This window comes from Enterobacteriaceae endosymbiont of Plateumaris sericea, assembly GCF_012562605.1.
Lineage (GTDB): Bacteria > Pseudomonadota > Gammaproteobacteria > Enterobacterales > Enterobacteriaceae.
In genome coordinates, this window is record NZ_CP046224.1 from 197,252 (window position 1) to 218,927 (window position 21,676).

General features: G+C 20.5%; 17 protein-coding genes and 2 tRNA genes. 3 read left to right on the forward strand and 16 right to left on the reverse strand.

Features of this window, described 5'->3' with window-relative positions:
* Positions 1 to 39: 39 nt before the first annotated feature.
* The 9 genes from GJT84_RS00930 to GJT84_RS00970 form a co-directional block, all read right to left on the reverse strand.
* The gene (locus GJT84_RS00930) at positions 40 to 663 is read right to left on the reverse strand and encodes an SPFH domain-containing protein (protein WP_168867078.1); all 624 of its coding nucleotides are present in this window, start codon (positions 661 to 663) and stop codon (positions 40 to 42) included.
* Between the two features lie 301 nt (positions 664 to 964).
* A complete protein-coding gene (locus GJT84_RS00935; RefSeq protein WP_168867080.1) occupies positions 965 to 1,507 on the reverse strand; it encodes an SPFH domain-containing protein in 543 nt (180 codons plus the stop codon).
* A 143-nt stretch (positions 1,508 to 1,650) separates the two neighbouring features.
* Entirely contained in the window at positions 1,651 to 2,589 is a 939-nt protein-coding gene (gene miaA / locus GJT84_RS00940) for a tRNA (adenosine(37)-N6)-dimethylallyltransferase MiaA (protein WP_168867082.1), read from the reverse strand.
* Positions 2,582 to 4,303 carry a DNA mismatch repair endonuclease MutL gene (mutL, locus tag GJT84_RS00945; RefSeq protein ID WP_168867083.1) on the reverse strand — a complete coding sequence of 574 codons (1,722 nt, stop codon included), beginning with the start codon at positions 4,301 to 4,303 and terminating at the stop codon, positions 2,582 to 2,584. The genes miaA and mutL overlap by 8 nt, the downstream gene beginning before the upstream one ends.
* Before the next feature lie 21 nt (positions 4,304 to 4,324).
* A tRNA-Gly gene (locus GJT84_RS00950) sits at positions 4,325 to 4,401 on the reverse strand.
* A gap of 48 nt (positions 4,402 to 4,449) precedes the next feature.
* On the reverse strand, positions 4,450 to 4,992 hold the full coding sequence (orn, locus tag GJT84_RS00955; protein WP_168867084.1) for an oligoribonuclease: 543 nt from the start codon (positions 4,990 to 4,992) through the stop codon (positions 4,450 to 4,452).
* 224 nt (positions 4,993 to 5,216) lie between these two features.
* The gene (gene efp, locus GJT84_RS00960; protein ID WP_168867085.1) at positions 5,217 to 5,795 is read right to left on the reverse strand and encodes an elongation factor P; all 579 of its coding nucleotides are present in this window, start codon (positions 5,793 to 5,795) and stop codon (positions 5,217 to 5,219) included.
* 259 nt (positions 5,796 to 6,054) lie between these two features.
* Positions 6,055 to 7,698 carry a chaperonin GroEL gene (gene groL, locus GJT84_RS00965; RefSeq protein ID WP_168867086.1) on the reverse strand — a complete coding sequence of 548 codons (1,644 nt, stop codon included), beginning with the start codon at positions 7,696 to 7,698 and terminating at the stop codon, positions 6,055 to 6,057.
* 73 nt (positions 7,699 to 7,771) lie between these two features.
* Positions 7,772 to 8,065: a co-chaperone GroES gene (locus GJT84_RS00970; RefSeq protein ID WP_168867087.1), complete on the reverse strand. Its 294-nt coding sequence runs from the start codon at positions 8,063 to 8,065 to the stop codon at positions 7,772 to 7,774.
* A gap of 266 nt (positions 8,066 to 8,331) precedes the next feature.
* On the opposite strand from GJT84_RS00970, the gene GJT84_RS00975 reads away from it, so the two are divergent.
* Positions 8,332 to 9,609, forward strand: a complete 1,278-nt coding sequence (locus GJT84_RS00975; RefSeq protein ID WP_168867088.1) for an anaerobic C4-dicarboxylate transporter family protein — start codon at positions 8,332 to 8,334, stop codon at positions 9,607 to 9,609.
* Positions 9,610 to 9,701: 92 nt separating this feature from the next.
* Positions 9,702 to 9,774 (forward strand) — tRNA-Phe (locus tag GJT84_RS00980).
* 1 nt (position 9,775) lies between these two features.
* Here GJT84_RS00980 and fabA read toward each other — a convergent pair.
* The 5 genes from fabA to carA all read right to left on the reverse strand — a co-directional run bounded on the left by fabA (position 9,776) and on the right by carA (position 17,143).
* Complete coding sequence (gene fabA, locus GJT84_RS00985; protein WP_168867356.1) at positions 9,776 to 10,288, reverse strand: bifunctional 3-hydroxydecanoyl-ACP dehydratase/trans-2-decenoyl-ACP isomerase; 513 nt, start codon at positions 10,286 to 10,288, stop codon at positions 9,776 to 9,778.
* Between the two features lie 172 nt (positions 10,289 to 10,460).
* Positions 10,461 to 11,516: a porin OmpA gene (gene ompA, locus GJT84_RS00990; RefSeq protein ID WP_168867089.1), complete on the reverse strand. Its 1,056-nt coding sequence runs from the start codon at positions 11,514 to 11,516 to the stop codon at positions 10,461 to 10,463.
* Between the two features lie 138 nt (positions 11,517 to 11,654).
* Positions 11,655 to 12,662, reverse strand: a complete 1,008-nt coding sequence (gene ygfZ / locus GJT84_RS00995) for a tRNA-modifying protein YgfZ (RefSeq protein WP_168867090.1) — start codon at positions 12,660 to 12,662, stop codon at positions 11,655 to 11,657.
* A 99-nt stretch (positions 12,663 to 12,761) separates the two neighbouring features.
* Complete coding sequence (carB, locus tag GJT84_RS01000; RefSeq protein WP_168867091.1) at positions 12,762 to 15,980, reverse strand: carbamoyl-phosphate synthase large subunit; 3,219 nt, start codon at positions 15,978 to 15,980, stop codon at positions 12,762 to 12,764.
* 2 nt (positions 15,981 to 15,982) lie between these two features.
* Positions 15,983 to 17,143 (reverse strand): glutamine-hydrolyzing carbamoyl-phosphate synthase small subunit, encoded by a 1,161-nt coding sequence (gene carA / locus GJT84_RS01005; RefSeq protein ID WP_168867092.1) that lies wholly within the window; start codon positions 17,141 to 17,143, stop codon positions 15,983 to 15,985.
* 164 nt (positions 17,144 to 17,307) lie between these two features.
* Between carA and lpcA the strand changes: the two genes are divergently transcribed.
* Positions 17,308 to 17,910, forward strand: a complete 603-nt coding sequence (lpcA, locus tag GJT84_RS01010; protein WP_168867093.1) for a D-sedoheptulose 7-phosphate isomerase — start codon at positions 17,308 to 17,310, stop codon at positions 17,908 to 17,910.
* 71 nt (positions 17,911 to 17,981) lie between these two features.
* On the opposite strand, the gene ilvC is transcribed toward lpcA, so the two are convergent.
* Together ilvC and ilvD are read right to left on the reverse strand one after the other, a co-directional pair.
* Positions 17,982 to 19,466, reverse strand: a complete 1,485-nt coding sequence (ilvC, locus tag GJT84_RS01015) for a ketol-acid reductoisomerase (RefSeq protein ID WP_168867094.1) — start codon at positions 19,464 to 19,466, stop codon at positions 17,982 to 17,984.
* 326 nt (positions 19,467 to 19,792) lie between these two features.
* Entirely contained in the window at positions 19,793 to 21,652 is a 1,860-nt protein-coding gene (ilvD, locus tag GJT84_RS01020) for a dihydroxy-acid dehydratase (protein WP_168867095.1), read from the reverse strand.
* Between the last annotated feature and the right edge of the window lie 24 nt (positions 21,653 to 21,676).

Here is a 21,676-nt window from a genome sequence, read left to right on the forward strand (position 1 = left end):
TTATTTAATAGATATTATATTTTTATTATTTATCTAATATTAATTTTTTTCATGATTATATGATAAAACATATTTTTTAATATCTTTAGATAAAGAAATTTTTTCAATTCTAACATCAACAATCTCTATTCCTATTTTACGCATATTATTAATAATAGTTTGATTATTATTTTGAAAAATTAAATTTGAAATAAAATTTTTTTTAAAATTTTTAATTTGATTATTATCATAACTTGATATTTTTTTTTTTAAAAAATTACCAGAATAATTAAAAATATTTTGAATATTATATTGATCAATATCTAATTGTAATTTATCACTTAATTGTTTTTTAAGTATAATTTCAGTATGAATTAAATTTCCTTTTGTTACTAAATAATAAAGTTTATAATTTATTATTTTCCATATGATATAAACATGAATTACTAAATCTTGTTTATCTTTTAAAATAAATCTTTCAACTATAAAATTAGTATTTATTAATCCAGAATTTAAAATTTTGATTGTATTTAATAATTGAATTTTAAAATGTAATCCTGGTTTATATACAGTAGTAATATTATTATATGAATTAATACCTACATATCCTTCATTAATAATGAATACAGATAAATATAAAAAATTTAATATAATAATTAATAAATAAATAAAACATTTACCCATTTTAATTTCTTTTAATAAAATTAGATTTATATAAAATATTTTAAATAAATTATTTTTTATTTAAAGTTTTATTTTTATTATTTTAATATTAAATGTTTTTTTATAATTTTAAATTATATAAAAATAATATTTTATTAAATTTTTCTTTTAATTTATTAATATAAATTAAATTTTATATAATTTAAAATAATCTATTATAAATTAAATTTATTTTTATATTTTAAAATATATTTTTATATAGAATTTTTATTCTATTCATATCTATTTCAATTTTTTTTAAAAAAATATTATTGAATAATTTTTAATCTTCTTTAGGAATATTAATGTTTTCAATATAAACATCTAAAATATTAATACCAAAATTATATTTTTTTATTATTAATTGTAATTTATTTTTAATTTCATTACTTATTATATTATTGTTTTTAGTTAAAATATAATTTATTGTTAAATTACCTATTACTTCATTTAAAACACTATTAATAGATTGTTTAAAACTATATAATAAATCATTATTAGAAAATGTGTATACTAATGGATCATAAATTTTATATTCTACCATTATTTTTATATTAACTAAATTTAAGTCTGCAGTTAACAATATACTATCTGTCATAATTTGCTTTACAGAAAATGTATCTACAAAATAGATTTTATCTAAAAAAGTATATTTCCAATGTAAACCTGGAGAAACTATATTATGTATTTTACCTAATCTAAGAATAATACCTTGACCTGTATTTTTAATTATGTAAAATCCATTAATAAAAAAATATAGACAAATTAATAATAAAGAAATTAAAAAATATTTTATTTTTTTTTTATCAGAATTATTTTTATTCATATTACTTTAATTGTTATTTAAAATAAAAATTATATTTTTTATATAATTCTATTAATTTATAGAAAATATATAATTGTTTATATCATAATTTTAATTAATTATAAAATTATTTTTATAAGAGTAAAATATTTATTTAATTATAATTAAATAAATATTTTATTTATAACTTTTGCTATAGAATTATATGCAAGATCTAAATCTTCACTATTTAACCAATGTATATTATTCCAATTTCTAAGCCATGTTAATTGTTTTTTAGCTAAATGACGTGTAGATAAAATTATTTGATTAATCATATCTGTATAATTTATTTGATTTTGTATATAAGAATACATTTGTTTATAACCAATACAACGCATTGAAGGAAAATTCATTTGTAATTTTTTATTATATAAAAGATTTCTTACCTCTAATTCGAATCCAAATTGAAACATTTTCATTAATCTCATATTTATAGCATCATATAATTTTGTACGGTTATAATAAGTTATTCCAAATTGATATATTTTATAAGGAATTTTATTCCTTTTAATTTTAATAAGTTTGCTTAACGGTTGTCCTGTTAAAAAAAATACTTCTAATGCTCTTAAATTTCTTTGTAAATCAGAAGGATGAATTTTATTTGCAGAACATAAATCTATTTTATTTAACATATCATGTAAAGATTTATATTTATTATTCTTAATTTTACTAATAATTCTATTACGTATTTGAATATTAGTAGATGGTAATGGAGAAATAGGATCAATTAATTTTTTATAATAAAACATACTTCCACCAACTAATAATGGTATTTTCCCTTTTTTTATAATTTTTTTAATAATTATTAAAGAATCATGATAAAAATCAAATACAGAGTAATATTCATATGGTTCTTTAATATCAATTAACCAATGTTTTGTATAAAAAAAATCTTTTTTATTTGGTTTAGCAGTACCTATGTCCATTCCTTTATATATTAAAGAAGAATCTACACTTATTAATTCAATGGGAAAATTTTTAGATAATTTCATTGCTAAATTAGTTTTACCTGAAGCTGTAGTACCCATTAAAAATATTACTGGTGGTAATTTATTATTCATATAATATATTATTAAAATTTATTGGATGAAATAATTTTGTAATTGAAACAATATTATTTTCAGAATTTAATAATTCAAATTCCATTAATAAATCAATTATGTTGAAATAACTCCATATTTTTTTTATATTTACTATATATTTAATAATCCATTTTAATAGTTCTTTTAAAGATAAATCATGTTTAATTAAATAATATTTAAATAAACATTTAAAAAAAATTTGCATTTCAATATTTAATAATAAAGATGGTATAGATATTAATTTAAATTTATATTTATCTAATTTATTTATAAAAAAATTAAACCCTAAAATTTTTAATGTTTTTTTTAACTTAATTAAAATATCTAATTCTTCTTTTATTAATTTTATTTGTATATTTAAATATATAATTTCAATGTTATTTTGATTCTTTAAATAAAATTTATATTTCATATTTAATAATAAAAATTCTATTTTTTTTACAGAAATATAAAATAAAATATTATTTTTTTCAATTATAATCCAAGTATTTTTTACTATTGTTCTTAATATACCAAAATTTTTAAAATAAAATAAAGGAATATTCTTTAATGAAATTAATTTTTTTTTTTTAATTTTATTAAATAAAATATCATTATAATGTATATCTAAATTTTTAAAAATTTCATTATTTAATTTATAATTTTTTTCATAATTATGATTTTTTTGATTTTTATCAATAAGACTATTTTTATAAAATGATGAGTAATTTAATATACTTTTATGAAAAAAATTATAAATTAATTCTACTTGATAAAAATTTACATCTTTTTTTTGAGGATGTATATTAAGATCAATATTTTTTGGTTCTATTTCTAAATAAATTAAAAATGATTGATTATAATAAAAACCAAATTTAATTTTACATATTTCTTTAATAATATGATTAATGAATTTATTATTAATAATACGATTATTAATATAAAAATATTTTTTTATATTATTTGAATAATATTTACTTTGAGGTAAAGTAATCCAACCAAACAAATTCATTGTATGATAATTTGAGTTTATTTTTAATGATTGTTTAATAAAATCTTTACCACATATATTTGTTATTCTATCAATATAAGAAATATTATTTTCTACTTTAGGAAAATTGTAAATAATTTTATTATTATATATAAACTTAATACCTATATTTAATCTCATTAAAATTACAGATTTAACAATATTTTTAATATGTAAAAATTCTATATTATTATTAAAGATAAATTTTCTTCTTACTGGAATATTATAAAAAAGATCTAATACTTCTATTGTTGTTCCTACAGAATTTGGTGATGGTTTTAAATAAATTATATTATTATCCATACCTTCTGTATATATTTCCCAAGCTATTTTTTGATATGTTGTTTTTGAAATAATTTTTATTCTAGATACATTTTTAATACTAGTTAATGCTTCTCCTCTAAAACCAAAACTTTTAAAACATTCTAAATCATCTAAATTTTTTATTTTACTTGTTGCATATTTTTTAAAACATAATAATAAATCATCTTTAGACATCCCAATTCCATTATCATTAATTTTAATTAATTTCATTCCTCCTTTTTCAACATATATATTGATTTGAGATGATAAAGCATCAATACTATTTTCAATCAGTTCTTTAACTACAGCTGATGGTTTATCAATAACTTCTCCAGCAGCTATTTGTTTTATAACTTGTTTAGGTAATATTTTAATAGACATTTGTTCTGTAAAATTATTTTTTGGAGCGGGAAACGAGATTCGAACTCGCGACCCCAACCATGGCAAGGTTGTACTCTACCAATCTGAGCTATTCCCGCATAATAAAATATATTTTAATATCATTTAAAAAATATTAATATTTATTATTAAATATTAAAAAAATTTTGTCTATAAAATTTTAATTCTTCTAATGATTGATATATATCTTTTATAGCACTATGTTTATTATTTTTTTTAAATTTAATTAAATTGTTTATTTTCCATCTTTTTACTAATTCTTTTATAGTACTTACATCAATATTACGATAATGAAAATATTTTTCTAAATTAGGCATATAATTATACATAAATCTTCTATCTTGACAAATACTATTTCCACACATAGGAGATGTGTGGGGGGTAACCCATAATTTTAAAAAATCTAAAATATATTGTTCAGTTTGTTTTTCATTAAATATACTTTGTATTACTCTATTAATTAATCCAGTTTTTTTATGTGTTTTTTTATTCCATTGATCCATATTATCTAATTCTTTTTTAGATTGATAAATTGCTATTATAGGACCTTCTTTTAATATATTTAAATTATTATCTGTAATTATAACAGCTATTTCAATAATACGATTTAAATTAGGATTTAATCCTGTCATTTCTAGATCTATCCATATTAAATTATTATTTTTTATCATAAGAAATACAATATATATAATTAAAAATTACTAAATTTTCAATTTTATAAAATTATAAGTTAAAATTATAAGTTTATTAATAAATAATGATTTTATCATATCACAATTGAATATTAATTCAATATCATTATATAAACGATATTTAAATAAATAATAATAATTTATTATTTTATATAAAAATTTTATATTTATAAAAAATATTAATTAATTTTATTTAATGATACCTAATTTTTATTTTTAAAACGAGAAACATAAGATTTATTCCTAATATCTATTTTAATTTTATCACCTATTTTAATAAACGAAGGAACTTTAATTATTTCTCCATTACTAAGAGTTGCTTGTTTGCTAACATTATTTATTGTTTCAGTTTTTAAATTCATACTTGTATTTATAATTGTTAATTTAATAAAATTTGGTAAAGTAATAAATATAGGAAATTGATTCCAAAAAGTTATGTTATAAAATGTATTAGGTATTAACCATTTATATTTATTTTTTATTATCAATTTATTAATTATTATTTGTTCAAAATTTTCTTTATACATAAAATGATAACAATTATTTTTTTCATTATATAAATAAATTAAATCATTTTCTTTTATATCTGCAGTATTTAAAGAATCAGTTGATTTAAAAGTTTTATCAATTAATTTTTCAGTAATTAAATTACGCATTTTAATTCTTACAAATGCTTGACCTTTTCCTGGTTTTACAAAATCACTTGATTCTATAGAATATGGTTTATTTAAAAATATAAATTTCATACCAATTTTAAAATTATTACTAGAATAATTAACCATTATTATATATATAACCTCAAAATAATAAATATAATAATGAATATTATATTATTAAAAATAATAAATATAATAATATATTATTATATAAATAATATTAGAAATAATTAAAAATATTTATTTTAAAATTCTTAATAATTAAGAATAGTATTATTTTACTCAAATAAAACAAATAAATGCTGTGCTTTTTTAAAAAAGCACAGCAAATTACTTAAGTATTTTATATCAATTTAAAAATATATTTATAAATATATTTTTATTATTACATCATACCACCCATTCCACCACCCATACCAGTTGGAGGTGTATTTATTTCAGATTTTTCATCTTTTGGTAAATCTGTTACCATACATTCTGTAGTAATCATAAGTCCTGCAACAGAAGATGAATATTGTAAAGCAGAACGTGTTACTTTTGTTGGATCTAAAATACCAAATTTGATCATATCTCCATATTCTTCACTAGCTGCATTATAACCATAATTACCATGACCATCTTTAACATTATTTGCTACAACAGATGGTTCTTCTCCAGAATTAGAAACTATTTGACGTAATGGTGCTTCCATAGCTCTTAATGCAACTTTAATACCCATATTTTGGTCTTCATTTTGACCTGTTAAATTTATTAATTTTGCTGCTACACGAACTAATGCTACACCACCACCTGCAACAACTCCTTCTTCTACAGCTGCTCTAGTAGCATGTAATGCATCTTCTACTCTAGCTTTCTTTTCTTTCATTTCTACTTCAGTAGCTGCTCCAACTTTTAATACAGCAACACCTCCTGCTAATTTTGCTACTCGTTCTTGTAATTTTTCACGATCATAATCAGAAGTAGCTTCATCTATTTGTTGTCTTATTTGTATTACACGACCAGAAATATCGTTTTGTTTACCCATACCATCTATTATGGTAGTTGTATCTTTGTTTATTACAATACGTTTTGCTTGTCCTAAATCATTTAATTTAGTTTTTTCTAATTCTAAACCAATTTCTTCAGAAATAACATTACCACCTGTTAAAATTGCAATATCTTGTAACATTGCCTTACGACGATCTCCAAAACCAGGAGCTTTAACTGCAGCTACTTTTACTACACCACGCATAGTATTTACTACTAAAGTAGCTAATGCTTCTCCATCAACATCTTCTGCTATTATTAATAATGATTTATTTGCTTTAGCTACCATTTCTAAAATAGGTAACATTTCACGTATATTAGATAATTTTTTATCAACTAATAATATAAAAGGATTTTCAAGTTCTACTGTTCCAGATTCTGATTTATTAATAAAATAGGGAGATAAATATCCTCTATCAAATTGCATTCCTTCAACAACATCTAATTCATCTTGTAATCCATTTCCTTCTTCAACCGTAATAACACCTTCTTTTCCTACTTTTTCCATAGCTTGAGCAATTAAATCACCAACTGCCTCATCTGCATTAGCAGAAATAGTTCCTACTTGAGCTATAGCTTTAGAATCAGAGCATGGAACAGAAAGAATTTTTAATTCTTCTACAGCTGCTATAACTGCTTTATCTATCCCTCTTTTTAAATCCATTGGATTCATTCCAGCGGCAACAGCTTTTAATCCTTCACTAACAATAGCTTGTGCTAAAACACTAGCTGTTGTTGTACCATCACCTGCTACATCATTAGCTTTAGAAGCAACTTCTTTTACCATTTGTGCTCCCATATTTTCAAACTTATCTTCTAGCTCAATTTCTCTAGCTACTGTTACACCATCTTTAGTAATAGCTGGAGCACCAAATGATTTATCTAAAACTACATTTCTACCTTTTGGTCCAAGAGTAATTTTTACTGCATCTGCTAATACATTAACACCTCTTAACATTTTAACACGAGCATCATTACCAAATTTTACATCTTTAGCTGCCATTTTAAATATCCTAAAATTTATTTAAATTAAATTAATATTTCTATGAATAACAATTTGTATCTAAAAATATTTTTTATTCTTTTACAATAGCTAAAATATCACTTTCTGACATAATTAATACTTCTTTATCGTCAATTTTTTCTGTTTTAACATTATAACCATCATTAAATATTACTATATCTCCTTTTTTTACATCTAATGATTTTACTTGACCATTATCTAGTATACGACCTTTACCTACAGCTAAAACTTCTCCACGTGTAGATTTTCCAACAGCAGAACCTGTTAATACAATACCACCTGAAGATTTAGTTTCAATTTTTTTACGTTTAACAATTACACGATCATGTAATGGACGAATGTTCATTAAATAATTTTCCTTATAATTAAGTATAGTTAATCAACTTTTTAATTAAAATTAATTTATTTTATTAAGTAAGGTGACCTGAAACATAAGGACATATTTTATCGGTTTCAAGGCCTATCTTTTAAAAAAAATTAAATATAATTAATTATATAATAATTTAATAAAAAATTAATGAGAAATAGAATTTTTTTTATAAAAAGTGTAGGTTATAAAATATATTGTTTTATTTTTTAGATTATAAATAAAACTAAAATTAAAGGCAGATTATGATTTGTATACAATTAGTTATTATTTTATTACTTATATATATAGGTTCTAAATCAGGTGGTATGGCATTAGGTTTATTTGGAACTTTTGGAGTATTAATTTTAACATTATTATTTCATAATACAATTGGTAATATTCCATTTGATGTTATAGAAATTATCTTATCTGTTATTATTGCAATTTCTGTTGTTGATTTATCTGGGGGAATGGAATATTTAGTATTATATATGAATAAATTTTTGTCTAAAAGGAAAAAATATATTATTATTGTTTCTCCTTTAATAACATATTTTATTACTTTATTATCAGGAACCGGACATACTGCACTTTCAATTTTTCCTGTTATTATTAATATATCGAAAAAAAATGGTATAAAACCAGTATATCCATTATCAATATCAGTAGTTGCTTCCCAAATTGCAGTTACAGCATCACCTATATCTGCATCAGTAATTTATTTATCAAAAATATTAGATCCATTAGGAATTAGTTATAATCAATTATTAATAATTTTGATTCCATCAACATTTATATCAATTTTAATTACTTCGATAATAATTAATTTTTTTAAAACTAATAAAAAACAAAATTTCTTAAATACTAATAATATTTTTTTTGAAAAAAAAATATTAAATAAAAAAAGTGGTAAATATTCAATTTTATTATTTTTAATGGGAATTATAATAACTCTTACATATAATATTTTATGTGATTATGTTTTTTCTAATAAAATAAAAATTTTATCAAGAACAGAATCAACAATAATATTTATGTTAACCACTGCATTAATAATATCTATTATATGTAAAATTAAAATAAAAAAAATTACTGATACTAATATTTTTAAATCAGGTATTAATGCTTGTATTTGTGTAATGGGAGTATCTTGGTTAGGAGATACTTTTATAAAATCACATTTTCATGAAATCAAATTTATGATTTTAAATATAGTACAACAACATCCTTGGATGTTATCTATTATCTTATTTTTTATAACATCTTTATTTTATTCCCAAGCAGCAACAACAAAAGCAATAATACCAAGTTTAATTACTTTAGGAATTTCTCCTAAAATTATAATAGGATCATTTACAGCAGTTTCTGCTCTTTTTTTATTTCCAATATATCCAACTTTATTAACTGCAGTAGAAATGGATGATACTGGTTCAACTAAAATAGGTAATTATATTTTTAATCATTCTTTTTTAATACCAGGAATTATAATTACTAGTTTATCAATTATATTAAGTTTTTTTATAGAAAGAATGATATTATAAAAATTATTTTTAATAAATAATTTTTATAATTAATAATAAACTATTGACGTTAGATAGTAATTATTGTCATAATAGAATTGCTTTTTTTATATGCCCGGATAGCTCAGTTGGTAGAGCAGTGGACTGAAAATCCCCGTGTCGGTGGTTCAATTCCACCTTCGGGCATTTAATTTTTTTTTATTAATCCTACTTTTAAATTATTAGCTTTATATATTAATTTACTATCAATTATTGCTGTTCCTGTAGCAATACCAATAATCATATAATTTTTATTAATAATACGTTTTAAATTAATATAATAAGTTAATTTTTTAGATTCAGGTAATACTTCTCTAATAAATTTAACATTTCGTACTCCTAAAGCTCTTCCTTTGCCTTCAAAACCTAACCAACCTAAATAAAACCCAACTAACTGAAACATTGAATCTAATCCCAAACATCCTGGCATGATAGGATCATTAAAAAAATGATAAGAGAAAAACCATATTTTAGGATGAATATATAAATTTGCTTCTACATATCCCTTATTGTATTCTCCTCCATCTTTTGTAATCTTAACTATGTTATCTATTAATAATAATTTACCAGAAGATAATTTTGGATTTTTATTATTAAATAATTTTCCATAACTAGCAATAATTAATTCTTTTTTAGAAAAAAAATTTTTTTTATGTGTCATCATATTAATATTACTTATAAAAATTTATATTATTAATTTTTATAAAAATAATGATTAAAAATTTTAATAAAATTAAATTTTTTATAATACTGAATACTTAAATAAGTAATACAGAAATATAAATTTCTGTATTACTTATTTATTAAAATTAAAATATAAAATAATTAACTTTTTAAAAAAAAAATTTCATAGGATAAAATCCTGAAATATCTATTTCTACCATACGATCTGATTCTAAACAATTTTTTAATAATTGATAATTATTAAATTTTTTACAATCTGTATTGTCTTCTGATCTAATACTTCCTAATCCTTGTATAAAAAGATATTTTTTTAATATACCTTTTGAAACTAAATATTCAGATACTATGTTTGCTCTTTTTTTAGAAAGAGATAAATTATATTTTTTTTTACCAATAAAATCAGTGAAACCTACAATATGTATAGCATTATTTTGATAATTAATAGTTTTTAATCTTTTAATAATTGAATCTAATGTTCTTTTAGATTGTTCTTGTAAAGTAGAATCATTAAATTTAAAAAAGATATTAGATTTTATATTAAAACGATTATTACTTAATCTTTTATATAAAATTGTATTAATTATTTTAGCAGGTTTATGTTTATTAAAAAAATATGATAAGCCAAAAACTAACATTGAGTTATTAGTTTCTTGACCAACCATATCATTGTCTCCAATTTTTCTTGTAAATTGATATTCTAATCTAGAAGACCAATTATTATTTATTTTATATTCACCACCTAAGGACATTAATGGAGTAGCATTATAAAAATAATCATAAAAATTATAATTATTTTTAACATCTATACGTGTAATAATAGCACCTAAACGACTATATAAATCTAAATTTCCAAAAATTGGATAAGAAATTTTTGTAGATAATTGTATACCTTGTGCCTTAAATGAATTAGTTGTATTTTTATAATGATGAGAAATTAATCCTAACCAATCATAACCTAATTCAAAATTTAAGTAACGATTTTCTTTATATCCTAAAAATAATCCACTACCTAATTTATTTATCTTTGAAAAATCTTTTGGATTAATACTACTAAAACCTAAAAGATTATCATATTGTGACCATCCAATTTTTGATCCTAAATACCAATTATTTTTATTATTTTTAACAGTATCAGCTATGACATTATTAATATTATAGAAAAAACTAATAAATATTGTTGCAATTACAATAACTATTTTTTTCATTTTTAATACCTATTATTATAATAATAAAACTATATAATAAAAATTAATAACATATAAATATTTTATTCCTTACAAATTCATTAGTATTATATGAAATAAAAATTAATTTTTTTAATCATATAATTTAAAATTATTTAACTAATTAAACTTTTTAATCAAAAAATTACTATGTTTATCTTTTGTCAATCTTATTGAAGAAGATAATATAAATTCTTTTTTTAATATTGCTTGTATCCAAATAGTATTATTTGTAAATTTTATTGAAGACAATATTCTTCCTCCTCTTGAACCCACTTTCCAAATATCTTTTTTATTATTATTTGTAAATTCTAATTGATCATCAAATAAAGGTAAAAAATTTGCAGTACCTTCTAATAAAAATAATAATTTATTATTTTTTTTTTTAATTGCTGAAATACTAATTATTTCTTGTCCTAAATAACATCCTTTATTAAAATCAATAGCATTAAAAAATTCCATATTAGATTCCTGAAAAAGAAATTTAATACTATTATTTATATCAAAAATAGGATAACCAATTTCCATATTAAATTTAATCCATTGATTATTATCATATATTAATATCCCTTTATTTATTATATTTTTTATTAAAAATTTTGCATGTTCTTTATCTAAAATCATTAAATATCTTTTTATAGGATGTATAAATTTTAAAAAAATATTATTATTATAAATAAATAAATTTTTTTTATTAGAATAAAAATTATAAGAATTAAAAATTTGAGATAAAATTTTATCAGAATTTATTCCTGATAAACCTAAAATGATTTGTGATGTTTGTAATATAAAATTTATTTTATATAAAAATATATATTTCTTAATTTGATCTAAATAATATTTTATAATATTTTTTCTTACTATATAACAATAACCATTTTTATATTTAAATATATACATATTTGTTAATATTTTTCCTTTAGCATTACAATGTAATGCATGAAAAAAACATAATGGATTATTATCTAATTTATTAATATCTATTGTAAGTTGATTTTGTAAAAAAATTTTACTATCTAATCCTTGTATAATTATAAAACTCCATGTATCTAATAAAATTAATTTTATTAAATCATTAGAAAAATCAACACAATTCTTATAAAAAAAATATTTTTTTATATTAAACATATATTATTAAAAATTTTTAATTTACTAATTATAATATAATTTACAAAAGAATAAAAATATATTTCATTAAATATTACTAAAATATTTAAAATTTATTTTTTATAAATTTTTAACTAATTTTTTATGAATTTCCTGTAAAGAAAATATTCTTTTTTTAGGATTAATATTCATAGCTAATATTGTAGCAATTGAACCATTAATTGTTGTATCACAATGAATACCATGTTCTAAAGCAGAAATTCTAATAAGTTTAGATTTTTCAATAGAACTTTTATTTGATGTAGTATTAATAATATAATTATACTGCTTATTTTTTATAAAATCTATAATATTAGGTGATTTTTCTGTTATTTTTCTTACAATATTAACTTTAATATTTTTACTTTTTAAAAACTTAGCTGTACCTTTTGTAGCATCAATATTTAAACCATATTTTACTAATTGTTTTGCTAATGGAAAAATTAAAATTTTATCTTGATCTCTAACAGAAATTAATACTGATCCAATTTTTTTTATATTAATATTTATTCCTAACATAGCTTTAGCAAAAGCTTCTGCAAAAGAATATCCAATACCCATTACTTCTCCTGTTGAATGCATTTCAGGTCCTAAAATTGGATCTACACCATAAAATTTATTAAATGGTAATACTACTTCTTTAACAGAAAAATAATAAGGAATTATTTCTTTATTAATTTTTAAATCAATTAAAGATTTTCCTACCATTACTAATGTACTTATTTTTGCTAAAGGTATTCCTATAGCTTTTGATATAAATGGAATAGTACGTGAAGCTCTAGGATTTACTTCTATTAAATAAATTTCATTATCTTTAATAGCAAATTGTACATTTAATAAACCACAAATATTAATTTCTATAGCTAATTTTTTTACTTGAGACCTAATTTCATTTAGAATAATATTACTAATATTTTTTGTTGGTAAAGAACAAGCAGAATCACCAGAATGTATACCAGCTTGTTCTACATGTTCCATTATACCACCAATAAAAACATTCTTTCCATCACAAATTGCATCTACATCAACTTCTATTGCATTATCTAAAAATTTATCTAATAATACAGTAGTATTATTTTGATTAAAGTATTCTTTTAAATCATTAATATTATATATTAATTCCATTGCTCTGCCTCCTAATACATAGGAAGGTCTAATAACTATAGGATATCCAATTATTTTAGATTTTTCTATTGCTTCATTTAAATTATAAACTATAAAATTTTCTGGTTGTTTTAATTTTAAAAAATTAACTATATTCTGAAATTTTTTCCTATTTTCAGCTTTATCAATAGAAGATGGACTTGTTCCTATAATTTTTACTCCTTGTTTTTCTAATAACTTAGCTAAATTTAATGGAGTTTGTCCTCCATATTGGACAATAACACCTTGAGGTTTTTCTATTCTAATAATTTCTAATATATCTTCTAAAGTAATTGGTTCAAAATATAAACGATCTGAAATATCATAATCAGTAGAAACTGTTTCAGGATTACAATTGACCATTATGGTTTCAAAATTATTTTCACGTAATGCCATAGCAGCATGAACACAACAATAATCAAATTCTATTCCTTGACCAATTCTATTAGGACCACTTCCTAAAATTATAATTTTTTTCTTATTATTACTAGGATTAGATTCACATTCTATTGCATATGTAGAATATATATATGCAGTATTAGTTTCAAATTCTGCTGCACATGTATCAACTCTTTTATATACTGGATGTAAATTATGATTATAACGTAAATTACGTACTTTTATTTCAGAAATTTGTAATAAATCAGCTATTCTAGAATCTGAAAAACCCATTTTTTTTAAATTAAAAAAATATTTTTTATTTTTTAAACAATTTATACCTAAATTTTTTATTTCATTTTCAATAATAATTATTTCTTTAATTTGAGATAAAAACCAAGGATCTATTTTTGAATAATAAGAAATATCATTTATTGACATCTTTAATCTAAAAGCATCAGCTATGAATCTAATTCTGTCTGGTCCTGCTTTTTTTAATTCTTTTATAAGATATTTTAAACTGTTTTTATTTAAAATTTTTATTTTAGGTGTAAAACCATTAATTCCTATTTCTAAACTACGTAAAGCTTTTTGAATAGATTCTTGAAAAGTTCTTCCTATAGACATAACTTCTCCTACAGATTTCATTTGTGTAGATAATCTATCACTAGCTTTAATAAATTTTTCAAAATTAAATCTTGGTATTTTTGTAACTACATAATCAATAGTAGGTTCAAAAGAAGCTGAAATTTTTTTATTAGTTATGTCATTCATTAATTCATCTAAAGTATATCCTACAGATAATTTTGCTGATATTTTTGCTATAGGAAAACCAGTTGCTTTAGAAGCTAAAGCTGATGATCTTGATACACGAGGATTCATTTCAATTACTACTAATTTACCATTTTTAGGATTAATAGCAAATTGTACATTAGAACCACCTGATTCTATTCCTATTTCTTGCATAATTAATATAGAAGCATTTCTCATTATCTGATATTCTTTATCAGATAAAGTTTGTGCTGGTGCTACAGTAATAGAATCTCCAGTATGAATACCCATAGAATCAATATTTTCAATTGAACATATAATAATACAATTTCCATTTTTATCTCTTATTACTTCCATTTCATATTCTTTCCAACCTATTAAAGATTCATCAATTAATAATTCTTTATTAGGAGACAAATTTATTCCTATTTTACAAATATTTATAAATTCTTTTAAATTATTTGCTATACCTCCACCACTTCCACCCATAGTAAAAGATGGTCTAATAATACATGGGAATCCAATTTTATTTGCAAAATTAATAGCTTCATTAATATTATTTACAATTTTAGAAACAGTTGTATTTAAACCTAATTTTTTTATAATTTTTGAAAAATAATAACGATTTTCAGCTTTATGTATTGATTCTATTGTTACTCCAATAATTTTTACATTAAATTTATTTAAAATATTATTTTTATTTAAATCTAATATACAATTTAAAGCCGTTTGTCCTCCCATAGTAGGTAAAATAGCATCAGGTTTTTCTTTTTTTATAATTTTAGTTATAATTTCCCATTGTATGGGTTCTATATAAGTAATATCAGCAATATCAGGATCAGTCATAATTGTAGCTGGATTTGAATTAATTAAAATTAATTTATATCCTTCTTCCTTTAAAGCTTTACATGCTTGAGTTCCTGAATAATCAAATTCACAAGCTTGACCTATAACTATAGGACCTGCTCCTAAAATCATAATACTTTTTATATCGGTATTTTTAGGCATTATTATAATCTCTTGTATTTTTTTAAACAATATTTTTGAATTAATTCTATAAAGTAATCAAATAATATAGAAGCATCATGAGGTCCTGGACTAGCTTCAGGATGTCCTTGAAAACCAAAAGCAGGTTTATCAATACGATGAATTCCCTGTATAGTATTATCAAATAATGATTTATGTGTTATGATTAAATTTTTAGGCATGTTATTTATATCTACTGTAAATCCATGATTTTGTGTTGTTATAAATACTTTATTAGTTTTTATATCTTTTACAGGATGATTACTTCCATGATGTCCTAAAATCATTTTTTTTGTTTTAGCACCACTAGCAAGAGCAAGAATTTGATGTCCAAGACATATTCCAAAAATTGGTATATTTGTTTTTAATATTTGTTTTACAGAAGAAATGGCATAAAAACATGGTTCAGGATCTCCTGGACCATTAGATAAAAAAATACCATCTGGATTTATACTTATAAGTTCTTTAAAATTTGTATAAGCAGAAACAACAGTTACATAACATCCACGATCTACTAACATTTTTAAAATATTTTTTTTTACACCAAAATCATACGCTATTATATGCATAGGAAATAAAAATTTTTTCTTAATATTTTTTTTAATTGTGTGATAACTTTTATTTCCTTTTATCCAAGAATAATTTTTACTAGTTGTTATTTCTTTAACTAAATCTAATCCTTGTAATCCCGAAAATTGTTTAATTTTATTTAAAATATAATTAAAATTGATATTTTTTATACCAGTAATAATACAACCTATATTAATCTTTTTATTACGTAATAAACGTGTTAATTGTCTAGTATCAATATCTGTGATAGTAATCACATTATTTTTTTTTAAATAATAACTTAAAGTATTTTGACTTCTATGATTACTTGATATTATAGATAAATTATGAATAATTAATCCTTTAAGATAAATTTTAGATGATTCTTCATCTTCTTTATTAACACCAACATTACCAATATGAGGATATGTAAGAGTAAGAATTTGTTTATAATAAGATGGATCTGTAATTATTTCTTGATATCCTGTCATAGATGTATTAAAAACAATTTCTCCTATAACTATTCCATTAATACCAATAGATTTACCAAAAAATTTAGTTCCATCTTCCATTATTAAAATTGCTGTATTATTCAAATAAACCTCCAAAATATTTATTTTTTAAATAAAAATTATAATATACATATAAAAATATATATTTTATTAATAATTAATATTGTTAATTTATATTATATAAGTTAAAATTAATTTTTAAAAATAAATTATTTAAATTAAAATAATTTTTAATAAAGAAATATATAATGTATAATAAAATAATTTATTCTGAATTATTATCAGCATCTGATGTTTTAAGTAATTTTATAAAAAATAATAAAAATATTAATAATATTCAATTAGCTGCTAATCTTATTGTAAAATCTTTTTTAAATAATAATAAAGTTATTTCTTGTGGTAATGGTGGTTCACATTGTGATGCTATGCATTTTGCAGAAGAATTAACTGGAAAATATAGAAATACAAGATCTGCTTATCCTGCATTATGTATATCTGATGTATCTCATTTTTCTTGTGTTAGTAATGATTATGGTTATGAATATGTTTTTTCTCGTTATATAGAAGCATTAGGACAACCTAATGATATTTTATTTGCTTTAACTACTTCTGGAAAATCTATTAATATCATTAATGCATTATATGCTGCACAAAAAAAAAATATGAAAATAATATTATTAAGTGGAAATTATTCTTCAGAAAAAATAAAAAATTTAATAGATATAGAAATATCAGTAATTCATAATGGTTATTCAGATAGAATACAAGAAATACATATTAAAATTATTCATATATTAATATTGCTAATTGAAAAATTAATGAGTAAAAATATAATATGTAAGAAAATTTAAATATTTTTTAATAAATAAATTATTATATTATTTTACTCTCTTAAATTATATAATTTAAGAGAGTAAATATTTTAATGTTTTGAAAGATATTTCATATCAGTCATATATTTACGTAACAAACAACCAATTTTTTCAATTGGATGATTTCTAATCATAAAATTAATCTTTAATAAATTTTCATTTTTTATAGATATATTTTTAATATTAACAATTCCTAAATCTTGATCTTTTAAATTATAGATAAAATCTTTTAGTAAAGGTATAGCTTGATTAGAAAATAAGTAATTACCATATTCTGCTGTATCAGATATTACTTTATTCATTTCATATAATTTTTTTCTTGCAATAGTATTAGCAATTAAAGGTAATTCATGTAATGATTCATAATAAGCTGATTTAGGTGAAATTCCTGTTTCTATCATAATATCATATGATAATTCGACGCTGGCTTTAACTATAGCAATCATAAAAAGACCATGATCAAAAATTTCTTGTTCATTAATGATAATATTATTTTTAACTAATGTATTTTCAAAATTATTATTTTTTATATTTTCTCTCCAACATAATAAATTTTTATTATTATTATTCCAATCTTTTATTATATCTTGAGAAAATTTTCCAGAAATAATGTTATCCATATGTAATTGAAATAATGGTTTTAAAATTTTTTTTAAAATTAAAGATAATTCATAAGCTCTAATTTTATTTTTATTATTTAATCTATCCATCATTAAAGTAATACCTCCTTGTTTTAAAGATTCTGTAATATATTCCCATCCAAATTGAATAAATTGTGATGCATATTCCTTATTTACTTTATGTTTAATTAATTGATCAAATAATAATATTGAAGTAGTTTGTAACATACCACATAAAACAGTTTGTTCTCCCATTAAATCAGATTTTACTTCTGCAATAAAAGAAGATTCTAATACACCTGCTTTATGACTTCCTATAGCAACAGCCCAAGATTTTGCTATTTCTAATCCATTATTAATGGTACTATAATTATTTTGTTGATGTACAGCTATTAATGATGGAACTCCAAAACCTCTTTTAAATTCTTCTCTTACTTCTGTTCCTGGGCATTTTGGAGCAACCATAATAACATTAATATTTTTAGAAATATATTCTCCTTCTTCTATAATATTAAATCCATGAGAATATCCTAATGTAGCACCAGGTTTTATTAAATGTTTTATATTTTGTAAAAGTTGATGATGATTTCTATCAGGTGTTAAATTAATTATTAAATCAGCATTAGGAATTAATTCATTATATGAACCAATAATAAATTTATTTGTATAAGCTCTTACCCATGATGAATTTTTATTTTTTATAGAATTTTCTTTTAAAGCATAAGATATATTTAAACCTGAATCCCTCATATTTAATCCTTGGTTTAATCCTTGTGCTCCACATCCTATAATAACTATATTTTTATTTTTTAAATAACTAATTCCATTAGAAAATTCTTCAAATTTCATTAATCTACATTTTTGTAAATTTTTTAATTTTTCACGAAAATTTAATTTATTAAAATAATTATTCATTTTCATACCTTACATAAATAAAATTACAATTATTTAATTTATAAATATATTTTTAAATAAAATTATTAATATTTTTATTATATAATTTTAACTATTAAAAATAATATTAATTAATAAATTATAAAAAATATGATTTTTAAATCAATATTAAAATTTAATATATAACAAAGATATTTTATAAAATATTTAATTTTATTATTTATAATATTAAATATTTTATAAAAATTAAAAATAATTTTTAATTTTTAAGAAAGGATAAATTCTATAAATATTATATTAACTAGTGATTATAATAAATAAAATTTTAAATCACTAGTATAAATAAATTATTTAAAATATTTTAATTTATTTTTATCTCTTATTGCTCCTTTATCAGCACTTGTTGCTAGTGCAGCATAAATTCTTAATGCAAAAGATATTTTTCGTTTACGATGATAATTAGGAGTATAAGATAATTTACCTCTATTTTCTTCTTCTTTAATTCTTTTTTTTATTATTTTTTGAGAAATAAGAAGATTAATATATCTATTAGGTATATTAATTTCAATAATATCTCCATTTCTTATTAAAGCAATATATCCTTTATTTGCAGCTTCTGGAGAAATATGTCCAATTGATAAACCTGAAGTGCCTCCAGAAAATCTTCCATCTGTAATTAAAGCACAATTTTGATCTAATTTCATTGATTTTAAATAAGATGTTGGATATAACATTTCTTGCATACCAGGACCACCTTTAGGACCTTCATAACGAATAACAATAACATCTCCTGAAATAATTTGATTATTTAAAATCGCATATACTGCTGATTCTTGACTATCATATACTTTAGCTGGACCTTTAAATATCATTAAATTTCTATTTACACTTGCAGTTTTAACTACACATCCATCTTTAGCTATATTACCATATAAAACTGCTAATCCACCATCTTTACTATAAGAATATTTATATGATCTAATACAACCAATTTTTCTATTATTATCTAAATATTGCCATTTATTTTTTTGTGAAAAAGGTTTTATAGTTCTAATATTTCCTGGTGCAGCTAAAAAAAAATTTTTAATATTAGTATTTTTAATATTAAAAATATCATATTTATGAATCATTTGTTTTACTGTCAAACCTAATATATTTTTTATATTAGAATTTATTAATCCTATTTTATCTAATTCATTTAATAAACCAAATACACCACCTGCTCTATGAAAATCTTCAATATAAAATTTTTTTGTACTAGGAGATACCATACATAACCATGGTACTTTTTTTGATAAATTATCTATATAAGATAAATTTAATTTTATTTTTGCTTCTTGTACTAAAGCTAATATATGTAAAATTGTATTAGTAGATCCACCCATTGCAATATCAGTTATTATAGCATTTTCAAAAGCTTTTTTATTAGCAATATTTCTAGGTAAAACACTTTGATCATTATCATGATAATATTTTTTTGTAATATCTACGATTGTTTTTGCTGATTGTATACATAATTCTTTACGATATATATGTGTTGATAATAAAGATCCATTACCAGGTAATGCTAAACCTAAAACTTCTACCAAACAATTCATTGAATTTGCAGTAAACATTCCGGAACAAGAACCACATGTTGGACATGCGTTATTTTCAATTTCCTTAACATATTGATCTGATTTATCTAAACTAGCTGAATTTATCATTGCATCTACTAAATCAATTCTTATTTGTTTTGAAGCAATATTTATTTTACCAGCTTCCATTGGTCCACCAGAAACCATTACAGTAGGTATATTTAAACGTAAACTAGCCATTAACATCCCAGGTGTAATTTTATCACAATTAGAAATACAAATCATTGAATCTACACAATGAGCATTAATAACATATTCTATTGAATCTGCAATTAGTTCTCTAGAAGGAAGAGAATATAACATTCCATCATGACCCATAGCAATACCATCATCAATAGCTATTGTATTAAATTCTTTTGGAACTCCACCCATATTTTTTATTTCTTTTGAAATTATTTTACTTAATTCTTTTAAATGAATATGACCTGGAACAAATTGTGAAAATGAATTAACTATAGCAATAATTGGTTTTTCAAAATCAGAATCATCCATTCCAGTTGCTCTCCAAAGAGCACGAGCTCCTGCCATACTACGACCTTTTGTAGTAATAGATGAACGATAATTAGACATTATTTTTCTCTTAGTTTATAAAAA

Coding starts and splice junctions, on each gene's coding strand:
- efp (WP_168867085.1), bottom strand. CDS start 5,795: ATGGTTAATTATTCTAGTAATAATTTTAAAATTGGTATGAAATTTATA.
- ompA (WP_168867089.1), bottom strand. CDS start 11,516: ATGAAAAAAATAGTTATTGTAATTGCAACAATATTTATTAGTTTTTTC.
- GJT84_RS00970 (WP_168867087.1), bottom strand. CDS start 8,065: ATGAACATTCGTCCATTACATGATCGTGTAATTGTTAAACGTAAAAAA.
- lpcA (WP_168867093.1), top strand. CDS start 17,308: ATGTATAATAAAATAATTTATTCTGAATTATTATCAGCATCTGATGTT.
- ilvD (WP_168867095.1), bottom strand. CDS start 21,652: ATGTCTAATTATCGTTCATCTATTACTACAAAAGGTCGTAGTATGGCA.
- orn (WP_168867084.1), bottom strand. CDS start 4,992: ATGATAAAAAATAATAATTTAATATGGATAGATCTAGAAATGACAGGA.
- ilvC (WP_168867094.1), bottom strand. CDS start 19,466: ATGAATAATTATTTTAATAAATTAAATTTTCGTGAAAAATTAAAAAAT.
- carB (WP_168867091.1), bottom strand. CDS start 15,980: ATGCCTAAAAATACCGATATAAAAAGTATTATGATTTTAGGAGCAGGT.
- miaA (WP_168867082.1), bottom strand. CDS start 2,589: ATGAATAATAAATTACCACCAGTAATATTTTTAATGGGTACTACAGCT.
- fabA (WP_168867356.1), bottom strand. CDS start 10,288: ATGACACATAAAAAAAATTTTTTTTCTAAAAAAGAATTAATTATTGCT.
- mutL (WP_168867083.1), bottom strand. CDS start 4,303: ATGTCTATTAAAATATTACCTAAACAAGTTATAAAACAAATAGCTGCT.
- GJT84_RS00930 (WP_168867078.1), bottom strand. CDS start 663: ATGGGTAAATGTTTTATTTATTTATTAATTATTATATTAAATTTTTTA.
- ygfZ (WP_168867090.1), bottom strand. CDS start 12,662: ATGTTTAATATAAAAAAATATTTTTTTTATAAGAATTGTGTTGATTTT.
- groL (WP_168867086.1), bottom strand. CDS start 7,698: ATGGCAGCTAAAGATGTAAAATTTGGTAATGATGCTCGTGTTAAAATG.
- GJT84_RS00975 (WP_168867088.1), top strand. CDS start 8,332: ATGATTTGTATACAATTAGTTATTATTTTATTACTTATATATATAGGT.
- GJT84_RS00935 (WP_168867080.1), bottom strand. CDS start 1,507: ATGAATAAAAATAATTCTGATAAAAAAAAAATAAAATATTTTTTAATT.